Source organism: Joostella sp. CR20, from assembly GCF_038433465.1.
Lineage (GTDB): Bacteria > Bacteroidota > Bacteroidia > Flavobacteriales > Flavobacteriaceae > Galbibacter.
In genome coordinates this window covers 485,256-499,526 of record NZ_JAESVF010000001.1, presented here as the reverse complement: position 1 = coordinate 499,526, position 14,271 = coordinate 485,256, and the positions used below count along the sequence as shown (strand labels likewise).

Here is a 14,271-nt window from a genome sequence, read left to right as displayed (position 1 = left end):
ATCTACAATATGTATTAGTTTTGCACGAATTTTAAAAAACAAAAAACTTAAAATTGAAATCTATGAAAAAACTATTAGTAATAGGTGCTCTTTTATTGGGAGTAACATCTTTTGCACAGGAAGTTGATGCAGACGATGCTCCAAAACAAGGGTGGACCAAAGGAGGAACATTTACATTTTTATTAAATCAATCGGCTTTTAGTAACTGGGTAGCAGGAGGTGAAAACAACGTTTCTGGAACACTTGGTGTAAATTATAACTTTAATTACTTAAGTGGAGATTGGTCTTGGGATAACAAAGTATTAGCTTCTTACGGTCTTAACAGAATTAAAGGTGAAGACACTAAGAAAACCGACGACCGTTTTGAGTACAACTCATTAGTAGGTAAAAACGCTTTTGGAAACTGGAACTACTCATTCTTCTTAAACTTTAGAACTCAGTTTACCGATGGTTATGATTACGATAACGACGATAATGGAGATTTTAATACTTCAGGATTGTTTAGTCCAGCTTACTTAACTTTTGGTCCAGGTATGGAGTGGAAAAAGAGCGATAACTTTAAAGTGAATTTAGCACCTCTTACTTCTAAAATGACTTTTATTAGTGACGATTTATGGGTGTACGATGAAGATTCAGACACTTTTGTTGAGCATAGCGGACCAACAAACGTAAATAACTTACAAGCTTTTGGTATCGATCCAGGAGAAACGTTTCGTTACGAGCTAGGTTTTTATGCATCTGCATATTACAAATTTAATGTGATGGAAAATGTTTCTATGGAAAACACATTGAATTTATATTCAAACTATCTAGAAGATCCACAAAATGTAGATATCGATTATACCATGAATGTAGTAATGAAAATTAACAACTACTTATCTACAAACTTAACTTTACAAATGGTTTACGATGATAATGCTGTAAGTGCATTACAGTTACGTGAAGTATTTGGTGTAGGGTTAAACTTTGGTTTTTAATCTGAAACACATTTAGGTTACCATATACAAAAAGGGTTCTCAATGATGTTGAGAACCCTTTTTTGTTTTTGTATTTATCCTTTTTGAATTAGTCTTGACTTTCCTGCCTTCCGGTAGGCAGGTTTGTTTCGTTTTTGTGTCAAGACAAAAATGCAAGTATTTAAAATTCATTCTATAATGGCATTTATCTCGAACTGTGGTTAAAACGTCATTCTAGATTTAATTCAGAATCTCATTGTATTAGTTTGTCGTTAGGATGAGAAACTGAGTCAAGCTCAGTTTGACACGTATTATTAAACTTTTCAGAGTATTTCTTTCTCCTTTAAAGCCCTTCCTCGTAATCTTGATATAAAAAGCTGTTGTACGGAAAACGCGTTACATGTATTTCTCTAACCGAATCGTATACTTTTTTTCTGAATTCTTCTAAATTTTCTTTATTCAAAGCAGAGATAAAAAGTACATCTTTACTGTCTAATCTGTTCATCCAAGTTTGTTTCCACTCGTCGAGTGTAAAATGTTTGGTGGTTTTTTCGGTTACCAAATCGTCGTCTTCAATAGTTTCGTGCTCGTAATTATCAATTTTATTAAAAACCATAATTGTTGGTTTGTCGGCACTTTTAATTTCATCTAAAATCTGATTTACAGAAGCGATGTGCTCTTCAAAATTAGGATGCGAAATATCTACAACGTGCAATAATAAATCGGCTTCACGTACTTCATCGAGCGTACTTTTAAACGATTCTACCAATTGCGTAGGTAGTTTTCTTATAAACCCAACAGTGTCGCTCAATAAAAAAGGCAGGTTTCCAATTACTACTTTTCGTACGGTGGTATCGAGGGTTGCAAAGAGTTTGTTTTCAGCAAAAACATCACTTTTACTAATAACATTCATTAAAGTCGATTTTCCTACGTTGGTGTACCCAATAAGCGCAACGCGTACCAAAGCACCACGATTTCCGCGTTGGGTTTCCATCTGTTTGTCAATCTTTTCCAATTTCTTTTTCAGTAAAGCAATACGGTCTCTAACAATACGTCTATCGGTTTCGATTTCGGTTTCTCCAGGTCCACGCATTCCAATTCCACCTCGTTGACGCTCTAAGTGAGTCCAAAGTCCGGTAAGTCGAGGTAATAAATATTGGTATTGCGCCAGCTCTACTTGTGTTCGCGCATAGCTTGTTTGTGCACGTTGTGCAAAAATGTCGAGAATTAAACTCGTACGGTCTAAAATTTTAGATTTTAATATTTTCTCGATGTTTTTCTGTTGCGCAGGGGTTAATTCGTCATCAAAAATTACAGTTCCAATTTCGTTGTCAGACACATACGTTCTAATCTCTTCTATTTTTCCTGTTCCGATAAACGTTTTTGGGTTCGGGATATCCACTTTTTGTGTAAATCTAGCAGTAACCTCCCCGCCAGCAGTATACGCCAAAAACTCTAATTCATCTAAATATTCTTTAGACTTTTCTTCATCTTGCTCTTGGTTAATAATTCCAACGAGCACCACTTTCTCATAATCTAAGGTTTTCTTTTCCAGCATAAATAATAGTGTAAAGTACAAAGGTACACAATTGATTTTTTTATTTTTACACCATGAGCGAGAACAATTTATATACCGTAGCATTTTATAATTTAGAGAATCTTTTTGATACCGTAAACGACCCTAATATTTTAGATGAAGATTTTACAGAAGAAGGCCGATTGCATTGGGATGAAGACAGATATGAAAATAAAATTCACAAACTCGGAAAAGCCATTTCGTATATTGGAGAGAAAAGCCACAGCGCTCCACCAGTTTTATTGGGCGTAGCCGAAGTTGAGAACAAAAAAGTTTTAAACGATTTAATTGCTACGGAAGCCCTTGCGGATGCCAATTACAAATACATACACTACAACTCTCCAGACGAGCGAGGTATTGATACTGCACTTTTATATCAAGAGGATGCTTTTGAGGTGATACGAAGTAAAGCTATTCCGCTTTTGGTATACAATGAAGAGGGTATTCGCGATTACACACGAGATATTTTACATGTTTTTGGAAAACTTAATGATGAAGAAGTTCATGTATTTGTAAACCACTGGCCATCGCGTAGGCAAGGCGCTGGCGAAACCGATTACAAGCGTATTGCTGCTGCTAAAACATTGCATACGGTAATCGACCAGATTAAGGTTCAAGAAGCAAATCCTAAGTTTATTATTATGGGTGATTTTAACGACGACCCAAACTCTACTAGTATAAAAGAACATTTGGTTACAGCCGATTTCTATAACCCTATGGAAAAACTTTTAATTCCAGATGAACGTGGAACTTTGGTGCATAAATTCAGTTGGAATGTTTTCGACCAAATTATTATATCGACTAACTTTTTTGACGCCTACAGAAGTAAACTTACTTTTTTAAAAGCAGATATTTTAGACGAACATTTTCTTACTGAATGGAATGACAAGTACAAAGGCTTTCCATTTCGCACCTATGTAGGACGAAAATATTTGGGCGGTTACAGCGATCATTTCCCTGTTTTTATTCAGCTGAAAAAATCTTAGCCATATTTTTCCTTTGTAAACTAGTTTTTGTAATCATGTTTTTTAGCGTTTAAATATCATTTTATCTATTAAGTGTAAAAAACATCGATAAACTACACAATCATATACAGAAAAATATTACAATAAAAGTAAGTGTAAGTTTGCAATTATTGATGAATTTTGCATTTGGTCGAATATATTTGTGTATTTCATCGAATAAATCGAACACTTTATCGGATAGATTTTACATAACTCCTACTTTAGTTATGCCAAATCAAAAGAACTATGAAATCTATCCTACAAAATTCAGTTTTCGCAAAAGTATGTCTTATTTGCTTCGTGTTAATTTCTACCGTGTCGAATGCTCAGCAAACATTTCAGAAAGCAGCATCGGTTGAGGAAGCAGAAAAAACACAATTGTTTTCGATTTCTAAAAAATTAAGAGCGAAAGCAAATTTCCAAAAAGCAGAAGCTCGTAAAATGGCACTTAGCAAAGGTTGGAATTTAGAGCGTAAATTGCCAAATGGAGGTTTTATGGAACTTAAGCAATTGGGCCCAGATGGGAGTCCAATTTACTACACAACTTTTAACGACAATGTGGTGTATGCTTCAAGATCGAATTCTTTGTACCGCACCGGAAATTTACATTTAGATGTTGACGGTTTAGGAATGCAAGTAGGTGTTTGGGATAGTGGAAATGCATTGATGACGCATCAAGAATTTTCAGGTCGTATTCAATCTGGTGATAATTCAAAACGTACAAGTGGGCATGCAACACATGTTTTAGGAACTATTATGGCTTCTGGTGTAGACACAAAGGCTAAAGGTGTTGCTTTTAATGCTGAAGGAGTTACTTTTGATTGGACAAATGATGAAGCTGAAGTTGCTGAAGCTGCAGCAAACGGTTTGCTACTGTCAAACCATTCATACGGAATTAGCGGAAAAACCATTCCAGATTGGTATTTTGGGGCATATATTTACCAAGCGCAAGAGTGGGACGAAATTATGTTCAACGCTCCTTATTATTTAATGGTTACTGCCGCTGGAAATACACAACAATATCAATACAACGAAGCGCCAAATGTAGGAACCGCTGCCGATGCTAACGATTTATTACTTGGTTATGCTGTTGCAAAAAACGGACTAACAGTTGCTGCTGCAGATAATGTTGTATTAGATGAAAACGAAAACTTATTAAGTGCCGATATTGCATCATTTAGCAATTTTGGACCTACCGACGACGGACGAATCAAACCGGATATTACAGGAGAAGGCGTAGATGTTTATTCAGCATATAGCAGTGATAACACAAGTTATTTGAGTCAGTCTGGAACTTCAATGGCTGCACCTGGTGTTACGGGTTCGCTATTGTTACTTCAGCAATATTACAAAGAAACGCATGGTACTTTTATGCGTGCGGCAACTTTAAAAGGACTAGCACTTCATACAGCCGACGAAGCTGGAGCGCATCCTGGGCCAGATTATAGATTTGGATGGGGAATTATCAATACACGTAAAGCTGCGGAAACAATCTCGAAAGCAGGTTTTGAGTCGGAAATTATCGAGGAAAAATTAAGCAACAAACAAGTGTATACTTTTGAAGTTGAAGCTCAAAAAGGAGAAACTTTAATGGCTTCTATTTCTTGGACTGATCTTGCAAATCCAACTAAAAACGAAGGAAAATTAAACGATTCTACACCAGTTTTAGTAAACGATTTGGATGTAGTAGTTACCAAAAAAGAAGACGGAACTCCTTTTTATCCTTGGAAATTGTCACTTAGTACAGCACAAAGTGGAGCTGAAAAGGGAGTTAATAATGTAGATCCTTTTGAGAAAGTTGAAATCCCAAATGCTTCCGGAACTTATATAGTAACGGTAACGCACAAAGGAGAATTGGCAACTGCTTCTCAAAACTTCTCATTAATTCTTTCAGGAATAAAAAGTAGCGATTGTACTTTAGAAACTCCTCAGCAATTAACAACTTCAGCAATTACTGAAACTGGTGCAACTTTAAAATGGAATACAGTTCCAGATGCGATTTACGAAGTAGCTTACCGTGTAGTTTCAGAAAATAAAAACACCACTACAACTTGGAATACCGAGTTGGTTACTGAAAATGAATTGACCATTAGTTCATTATCGCAAAACACCAATTATGAATTTAAAGTAAGGACTTTGTGTTCGGAGTTAGCCGAGTCGGCATACAGCGATGCATTTGCTTTTACAACCAAATTTGTTGATGTAGATGCGCCAACAAAAGTTGAGAAATTGATATTCTCTGGTGTTACTCAAAACGGATTTGATGTTACTTGGAATCCAGCTACCGACAATGTTGAGGTGGAAGGTTATGTGGTTTTTTTAGACGGAATAAAAATAGCAGAAACGACTGCTACAAGTTTAAAAATATCCGATTTACAGGCTTCTACTACCTATGAGGTGACAGTAGTTGCAAAAGATGCATCTAACAATATTAGTGAAATGAGTGAAGCGCTTAATGTTACAACCTTAACTGACGAGGCACTTGCTGAAGAACTTGCATTTAATGATTTTGAAAACGGAATAGGGAATTGGTTTGCGTCGGGAACTTGGGGTGCTAGCAAAGGAAAATACAGCATCAATAAATCGGTTGCAGCAAGTAGCAGACAAACGGGAATTGCTACAATTATCACTCCAATGATGAACAGTTTACCTTTTGAAAAATTAGAAATCGGATTTAATGTGTTGGCAACGGCTACAAAAAATAATGATAAAGTTGTTGTGTCTATAAATAATGGAAACGGATGGAATGTTTTGGATACCTATAGTGTGCTTGAAGAGTTAGAAAACGGATATTTCTACCGTGCTACGTTGTTGGTCTCTAACAAAGAAATAAAGTTTTCTGAAAACACTCAAGTGAAAATTGAAACGCAAATTTACAATGAAACTACAAGTGTTTATATTGACGATGTTAAGGTAACTGGATACACAAAGAGTGAAGGAAAGAGTAGTGTTTTGGATAGATTGGCAGCCATGGAAGCAAGTGATTTGTTGGCTACACAAAATGACATTAGAAGAATTTCTGTGTACCCAAATCCAACAGTAAACAACATTAAAATTAACGGACTTACAAAAACAAACGATGCGTACCAAATATTTAATGCCTCTGGAAATATGGTGGCTTCTGGTAACGGATTTGATAAAATGATTGACGTTTCTAACTTTCCTTCTGGATTGTATGTGGTTGCAGTAGAAGAAAACGGAAAAGTAACAGGAACTAAGTTTTTGAAGAATTAGTTGTTGACTAAGTAAGAGCCGAAATAATAAACGCAAAAGCCAAGGTTTTTAAGAATCTTGGCTTTTTGCGTTTATTTAATCATCAAAAAACATCATCCATTCTTTCCCTTTAATTACATTCAACTTTAATTATCTTTGCAGTATGATAGAAGATAAAAATCCACAGCGCACATCCATTTCAGAATTGGGAGAATTTGGTTTGATAGAACACCTAACCAAGCATTTCGAAATTAAACACTCGTCAACCATAAAAGGGATTGGAGATGATGCTGCGGTTGTAGATTTTAAAAACAAAAAGGCTATTGTTACCACCGACTTATTGGTTGAAAATGTACATTTTGACCTAAGTTATATGCCACTAAAACATTTAGGATATAAGTCGGTTATGGTCAATCTATCCGATGTGTATGCCATGAATGCCAAGGCAACACAAATCACAGTATCGATTGCTGTTTCCAATCGTTTTCCTTTGGAAGCTTTGGAAGAATTGTATGCAGGAATTAAACATGCTTGCGACTTGTATGAAGTTGACTTGATAGGTGGAGATACTACTTCTTCAAACAAAGGACTACTCATTACAGTGACAGCTTTAGGCGAAGCTAATGAAGAAGATATTGTGTATAGAAATACAGCTAAAGACAACGATTTATTAGTTGTTTCTGGAGATTTAGGAGGGGCTTATTTAGGACTTCAAATACTCGAAAGAGAAAAAGAAGTTTTTAAAGTGAATCCTCAAAATCAACCAGATTTAGACCAATATTCGTATATCATAGAACGACAATTAAAACCTGAAGCTCGAAGAGATATCCCTGAGTTGCTTAAAAAATTAGAAGTTAAACCAACTTCGATGATTGATATTAGCGACGGACTTTCTTCGGAAATTATTCATATTTGCAAACAATCTAACGTTGGTTGTAATTTATATGAAGACAAAATTCCATTAGATCCTCAGGTTATTTCTACTTCTGAAGAATTCAACATTAGTAGCACCACAGTAGCTTTGAGCGGTGGTGAAGATTACGAATTGTTGTTTACAATTTCACAAGAAGATTTTCCGAAGATAAAAGGAAATCCACACCTTTCTATTATTGGGCATATGACGCAAGCTAGTGAAGGCATGCATTTAGTAACACGTGCCAACACAAAAATACCGCTACAAGCTAGAGGGTGGAATTCTTTTCAAGAAAACGAAACAGCATAATTAAGCTACTTGCTCAACGGCATGCCTTTTTTGGTAAAGTTGTGCAAGAGTTTCGTTGATTTCTTTCCATTCGGGGGTTAAAATATCCAGATGTCCAGTTTCGGTAGTTGTAAGTTCGCACTTACACGTTTTACATTGGTATTCAGTAATGTGAGAAGTGATTTTTTTCGACACAACAAAGCGGTGTCCTACAACAGCGCATACGGCTTTTTTTAGCATAAAATTTGGGGTTTTCATAGGCTATATAATATTTGGGCGCTATGAACTTATATAATTTTTTAAAAAAAATCAAACGTTTTTCAAAAAATTACTGATATTATCGATGAATTGCGATTTGTTTTCAATAAAACTCATGTGTCCGTCTGGAAATATCACTGTTTCTACCTCAGTATCTTGTATTTGCGTCAACAGATTTTCGTAATTTAACACTGGGTCTTTCTTCCCGATAATCATCATTTTTTTAAAGGGGGTGAAGTGAAGTAAAATTTCTCTGTCGTTTCTAATTTTCATCCCTTCCAAAGCGGCAACAATACCTTGAAGCGGAGTTTTTAAAGCTTCTTTTTTTAGGGATTTTATTTCTTCAGTAAAAATTTTACGGTTTTTAGGACGGAAAAGATTAGCAATCCCCATTCTAACAAAACTTTTATGATTGTGCTTTACCATGGCAATGGCACGAGTTCTGTTTTTTTGTTTTTCTTCGGAATCGGCACTGGCAGTAGAGTTTACAAGTACCAAACCTTTTACATCGTCTGGGTGTGCTTCGGCAAATGCAAGGGCAACATAACCTCCCATTGAATGTCCTACCAAAGAAATACGTCTTAATTTTAAATGATCGAGTACAAATTTTACGGCTTCGGCCATCATTTCCATACTGTGTACATAGCCAATACAACCTGTTTTTCCGTGACCTAACAAATCGATTGAAATTACACGATGGCGTTTACTGAGTTCTTCTTCTAAAGGTTTCCAAATGGTTGAATTTTCTAAAAAACCATGAAGTAACACCACGGCAGAACCCTTCCCTGTGTCTTCATAAAAAATATCGGCTCCTTTAAAATTAAGTGTCATATTTCAGCAAAAAAAAGTGATAAACTAAAAAGGACGAAATCGCTATTCAGTTTATCACTTAAGTTTTAGATTTATTTGTTCATCCAGTCTTCAATTTCTTCAATTTCCAACGGAATGTTTTTCATTAAATTTAATGGTTCTCCAGCTTCTTGAATGACTACATCGTCTTCCAAACGGATTCCGAAACCTTCCGCAGGAATATAAATCCCTGGCTCTACGGTGAACACCATATTTGCTTGCATTGGCTTTTTAAGCGGGCCATAATCATGTGTGTCTAACCCCATATGGTGACTTGTACCGTGCATGAAGTATTTTTTGTATGCTGGCCAATCTGGATTTTCGTTTTGTACATCTGCCTTGTCAAGAAGTCCAAGCCCGAGTAATTCGCTTGTCATTAATTTTCCAACTTCTTCGTGGTATGCTTTCCACATGGTTCCTGGTACCAACATTTTGGTAGCTTCCTTTTTTACGCGAAGCACCGTATTGTAAACTTCTTTTTGACGAGCCGTGAATTTTCCGTTTACAGGAATAGTACGCGTCATATCACTTGCATAATTTGCATATTCTGCACCTGCATCTATCAGTAATAAATCGCCGTCTTTACATTGCATTTTGTTTTCGATATAATGAAGTACGTTGGCGTTATTTCCTGAAGCAATAATTGGAGTGTAGGCAAAGCCACGAGAGCGATTACGAGTAAATTCGTGGATAAACTCAGCCTCTACTTCGTATTCCCAAACACCAGGTTTTGTAAATTGTAATACACGCTTAAATGCTTTTTCGGTAATGTTACAAGCCTGTTGGATAAGTGCAATTTCTTGTGGCTCTTTTACGCCACGTAGCTCTTGCAAAATTTGGTTGCTTTTTTCCCATTTGTGTGCTGGGTATTTCTTTTTGCACCATTCAATAAAACGATCTTCGCGCGTTTGTGTTTCTACAGATTGACGGTAGTGTTCGTTGGTGTTAAAGTATACCGTATCGGCTTCGGTCATGATGTCGTAAAAAACCTTATCAAAATCGGTTAACCAATACGTAGTTTTAATTCCAGAAACTTCTAGCGCTTTTTCTTTGGTAAGTTTTTCACCTTCCCAAACTGCAATGTGCTCGTTGGTTTCTCTTACAAATAAAATTTCTCTATGTTTTGCTTCGTGCGCATCAGGAAAAAGCACTAAAATACTTTCTTCTTGGTCTACTCCACTTAAATAGAAAATATCTCTTGCCTGCTGAAAAGGCATTGTGCTATCGGAACCTATCGGATAAATATCATTAGAATTAAAAACCGCAATGCTATTTGGCTTCATTTGAGCCATAAATTTCTGACGGTTTTTTATGAAAAGATTATTGTCAATTAAATCGTACTTCATTTCTATTGTTTTTGAATTTCGTCAAAATTAATAAGAATAACTGCCTTTCGTGTTAAACTGAGTATAAAAGTTTTCGGGATTAAAAATTAACACGTATAAAAACTATTTTACTACATTTAGCCACGTATAACCCAAATTTTACATCATGAAAAAATTAGCCCTTATTTTTAGTGCTAGTCTATTGTTGTGGTCTTGTGCCGACGACGATATCGACGATACACTGATTACCAAAAACAACTTAATTGTAAAGATTAAATTTGACGAAAATCAAGAGCGTTTAGATAATTTAGGTAATCCTTCTGTTGTTGCTGAAGGAAATGCGACTCAAACACCAACAGTAAATACTTTTAGTGCGCATTACCTCGAATTGGCACCATCGGCAACTACACTTTTGGGAGACGGAAGTATTGTTTACAAAGGAGAAGAAACTAACAAAGGCGGAGAAACTGCTATCGATTTTTCAAAAGCTAAATTGGTTTCAAACAACGAAGTATTTCTTGAAATTCCACTTAGAGATATTCAAAAAGGGACTTACGAATGGGTGCGTATTTCTGCATCGTACCAAAACGGAACCGTAACTATTTTAAACAATCAGCAAGAATATCCTGCAACCATTGCGAGTTTTATTGGCTATAACAATTACATAGAAACTTTCGATTTAAACGGAAATATCATCGAAGTGAATCAAAATAAACTTCAAGGATTTTGGGGTTTTGAAGCTGAAGGATACACACTTACGGGACAAGCTCCAGAAGGTGCCGTAACAGTGCCAAACCCAATATTTGAAACTTCTCCAATTCCGCAGGGATCGTGTGTGCTTACTGGTAAGTTTGATAAAACACTGCAAATTACAGGAGAAGAAACTTCGGATATCACAATTACACTTTCCTTTTCAATTAACAATAGTTTTGAATGGACAGAAGTAAATTTTGACGGAAAATACGAACCTGCCGTTGACGAACAATTAACCGATATGGGACTTCGAGGTTTGAAGGTTGTAAACGGACAATGATAATTTAAAAAACACTGAAATATAACGTTTGCGATTTAATTTAAATCGATTTGCAACAATTACTTTAAATTCATTCTAAATTGGCACTAAAAGCGAATTGAAAGTTTGTTAATAACTTATCGGTACTGTATTTTTGTGCGTATTAAATAAATATTTACTAATGAGCGGAATGTTAAATTCATCAGTAGCGAGGAAAGTTGCCATGGCACTTTCGGCTATATTCTTATTAATTTTCCTTTTACAGCATTTTATTATCAACTTCACTTCTGTAATTAGCGAAAGTACTTTTAACGAACTATCACACTTTATGGGAACCAACTTTTTGGTTCAGTTTTTAATGCAACCAATTTTAATTTTTGCGGTTGTTTTTCATTTTGTGATGGGTTTTATTTTAGAAATCAGAAACAAAAAAGCAAGAAACATTAGCTACAAAAGCTACAATGCAGGTGCCAACAGTTCTTGGATGTCGAGAAACATGATTTATAGCGGTTTGGTTATTTTGGCTTTTATTGTATTGCATTTCATCGATTTTTGGTTTCCAGAAATCAACCATAAGTATATCGAGGTTGCTCCTGAAGATCCAACAAGATATTACCACGAGTTGGTAGAGAAGTTTCATAATCCGCTTCGTGTAGGGGCTTATGTTGTAGCATTTGTGCTATTGGCTTTGCACTTACTTCATGGGTTTCAATCGGCATTTCAATCGGTTGGATTTAACAACAAATTCACTCCAGCGCTTAAAACTTTTGGAAAGTATTTTGCGATCCTTATTCCGTTAGGATTTATTTTCATCGCGCTTTTCCATTTTTTTAACCAGTAAGATTTAAGTATTATGGCAATATTAGATTCAAGAATTCCACAAGGCGATTTAGCAGATAAGTGGACCAATCATAAAAATAAAATTAATCTTGTGAACCCAGCCAACAAGCGTAATATAGACGTTATTGTTGTTGGAACTGGACTTGCAGGAGGTTCTGCTGCAGCTACTTTAGCAGAATTAGGATATAACGTAAAAACTTTTTGCTACCAAGATTCACCACGTCGTGCGCACTCAATTGCGGCACAAGGGGGTATCAATGCAGCAAAAAATTATCAAGGTGATGGTGACTCTAACTACCGTTTGTTTTACGATACAGTAAAAGGAGGAGATTACCGCTCGCGTGAAGCCAATGTATATCGTTTGGCAGAAGTTTCAGCAAACATTATCGACCAATGTGTTGCGCAAGGAGTACCGTTTGCAAGAGAGTACGGCGGATTGCTTGACAACCGTTCGTTTGGAGGGGTGTTGGTTTCTAGAACTTTTTACGCAAAAGGGCAAACAGGACAACAGCTTTTATTAGGAGCTTATGCTGCTATGAACCGTCAAATTAATCGTGGAAAAATACAATCGTATAACCGCCACGAAATGTTAGACATTGTTATTGTAGACGGAAAAGCTCGTGGAATTATTGCTAGAAACTTAGTTACTGGAGAAATTGAGCGTCATTCTGCTCATGCGGTGGTGATTGCTTCTGGAGGATACGGAAACGTATTTTTCCTTTCGACAAATGCGATGGGAAGTAACGTTACTGCTTCATGGAAAATCCATAAAAAAGGAGCGTATTTTGCGAATCCTTGTTATACACAAATTCACCCAACTTGTATTCCAGTTTCGGGAGATCATCAGTCTAAATTAACATTGATGTCTGAGTCTTTACGTAATGATGGTAGAATTTGGGTTCCGAAGAAAAAAGAAGACGCAGAAGCTATTCGCCAAGGAAAATTAAAACCTACCGAATTAGCTGAAGAAGATAGAGATTATTACTTAGAAAGAAGATACCCATCGTTTGGTAACTTAGTACCACGTGACGTTGCATCGAGAGCTGCAAAAGAGCGTTGCGATGCTGGTTTTGGAGTAAATAAAACAGGAGAAGCTGTATTCTTAGATTTTGCCTCTGCTATTGAGCGCTACGGAAAAGAGCAAGCAGTTATCCACGGAAATCATAACCCAAGTAAAGAAGAGATTCGTGAGTTAGGAGAAAAGGTTGTTGAGAATAAATACGGAAACCTTTTCCAAATGTATGAGAAGATTGTAGATGAAAACCCATACAAAACTCCAATGAAAATTTATCCTGCGGTACACTATACCATGGGTGGAATTTGGGTTGATTATAACTTGATGACAACTATTCCTGGTTGTTACGCTGCAGGAGAAGCTAACTTCTCTGATCACGGAGCAAACAGACTTGGAGCTTCTGCATTGATGCAAGGGTTGGCAGATGGTTATTTTGTACTTCCGTACACCATTGGAGATTATTTAGCTAATGATATTAGAACTGGAAAAATCCCAACAGATTCTCCAGAGTTTGACGAGGCTGAGAAAAATGTAAAAGATCAGATTTCAAAACTGATAAACAATAACGGAAAACATTCTGTAGACCACTACCATAAGAAATTAGGTAAAATTATGTGGAACAAATGCGGAATGGCTCGTAACGCAAAAGGATTGGAAGAAGCAATTACCGAAATCCGTGAATTACGAGAAGATTTCCATAAAAATGTTTTAGTACCAGGAAGCGCTGAAACTAAAAACAGTGAGCTTGAAAAAGCATTGAGAGTAGCAGATTTCCTTGAATTAGGAGAATTGTTTGCCAAAGATGCTTTACACCGTAACGAATCTTGTGGAGGACACTTTAGAGAGGAATACCAAACTGAAGAAGGAGAAGCACAAAGAGACGACGAGAACTTTAAATATGTTGCAGCATGGGAGTACAAAGGAGCTCCTAGCGATGCCGTATTACATAAAGAAGAATTGGAATATAAAAACATTGAGCTTAAAACACGCTCGTATAAATAGATGCAAGTATTGAGATCCGA

At 36.2% G+C, this 14,271-nt stretch carries 11 protein-coding genes; 7 read left to right on the top strand and 4 right to left on the bottom strand.

What is annotated here, in order from left to right; translation table 11 throughout:
* Nucleotides 1-62 precede the first annotated feature (62 nt).
* Nucleotides 63-977, top strand: a complete 915-nt coding sequence (locus JMA43_RS02180; protein WP_342154485.1) for a DUF3078 domain-containing protein — start codon at nt 63-65, stop codon at nt 975-977.
* Between the two features lie 322 nt (nt 978-1,299).
* On the opposite strand, the gene hflX is transcribed toward JMA43_RS02180, so the two are convergent.
* Nucleotides 1,300-2,514 (bottom strand): GTPase HflX, encoded by a 1,215-nt coding sequence (gene hflX / locus JMA43_RS02175; protein WP_342154482.1) that lies wholly within the window; start codon nt 2,512-2,514, stop codon nt 1,300-1,302.
* A 53-nt stretch (nt 2,515-2,567) separates the two neighbouring features.
* Between hflX and JMA43_RS02170 the strand changes: the two genes are divergently transcribed.
* The 3 genes from JMA43_RS02170 to thiL all read left to right on the top strand — a co-directional run bounded on the left by JMA43_RS02170 (nt 2,568) and on the right by thiL (nt 7,971).
* Nucleotides 2,568-3,518, top strand: a complete 951-nt coding sequence (locus JMA43_RS02170; RefSeq protein WP_342154481.1) for an endonuclease/exonuclease/phosphatase family protein — start codon at nt 2,568-2,570, stop codon at nt 3,516-3,518.
* Nucleotides 3,519-3,782: 264 nt separating this feature from the next.
* On the top strand, nt 3,783-6,770 hold the full coding sequence (locus JMA43_RS02165; RefSeq protein ID WP_342154479.1) for a S8 family serine peptidase: 2,988 nt from the start codon (nt 3,783-3,785) through the stop codon (nt 6,768-6,770).
* 142 nt (nt 6,771-6,912) lie between these two features.
* Nucleotides 6,913-7,971, top strand: a complete 1,059-nt coding sequence (gene thiL / locus JMA43_RS02160) for a thiamine-phosphate kinase (protein WP_342154477.1) — start codon at nt 6,913-6,915, stop codon at nt 7,969-7,971.
* Here the strand turns inward: thiL and JMA43_RS02155 are convergent, their stop codons facing one another.
* From JMA43_RS02155 to JMA43_RS02145, 3 genes are all read right to left on the bottom strand, one after another.
* The gene (locus JMA43_RS02155; RefSeq protein WP_342154475.1) at nt 7,972-8,208 is read right to left on the bottom strand and encodes a hypothetical protein; all 237 of its coding nucleotides are present in this window, start codon (nt 8,206-8,208) and stop codon (nt 7,972-7,974) included.
* Between the two features lie 51 nt (nt 8,209-8,259).
* A complete protein-coding gene (locus JMA43_RS02150; RefSeq protein WP_342154473.1) occupies nt 8,260-9,039 on the bottom strand; it encodes an alpha/beta fold hydrolase in 780 nt (259 codons plus the stop codon).
* A gap of 71 nt (nt 9,040-9,110) precedes the next feature.
* Nucleotides 9,111-10,403 carry an aminopeptidase P family protein gene (locus tag JMA43_RS02145; RefSeq protein WP_342154470.1) on the bottom strand — a complete coding sequence of 431 codons (1,293 nt, stop codon included), beginning with the start codon at nt 10,401-10,403 and terminating at the stop codon, nt 9,111-9,113.
* Nucleotides 10,404-10,548: 145 nt separating this feature from the next.
* Between JMA43_RS02145 and JMA43_RS02140 the strand changes: the two genes are divergently transcribed.
* The 3 genes from JMA43_RS02140 to JMA43_RS02130 all read left to right on the top strand — a co-directional run bounded on the left by JMA43_RS02140 (nt 10,549) and on the right by JMA43_RS02130 (nt 14,251).
* Nucleotides 10,549-11,415 (top strand): hypothetical protein, encoded by an 867-nt coding sequence (locus tag JMA43_RS02140; RefSeq protein ID WP_342154469.1) that lies wholly within the window; start codon nt 10,549-10,551, stop codon nt 11,413-11,415.
* Nucleotides 11,416-11,575: 160 nt separating this feature from the next.
* Nucleotides 11,576-12,235: a succinate dehydrogenase cytochrome b subunit gene (locus JMA43_RS02135; protein ID WP_342154467.1), complete on the top strand. Its 660-nt coding sequence runs from the start codon at nt 11,576-11,578 to the stop codon at nt 12,233-12,235.
* A gap of 12 nt (nt 12,236-12,247) precedes the next feature.
* Complete coding sequence (locus JMA43_RS02130; protein WP_342154465.1) at nt 12,248-14,251, top strand: fumarate reductase/succinate dehydrogenase flavoprotein subunit; 2,004 nt, start codon at nt 12,248-12,250, stop codon at nt 14,249-14,251.
* Nucleotides 14,252-14,271 lie beyond the last annotated feature (20 nt).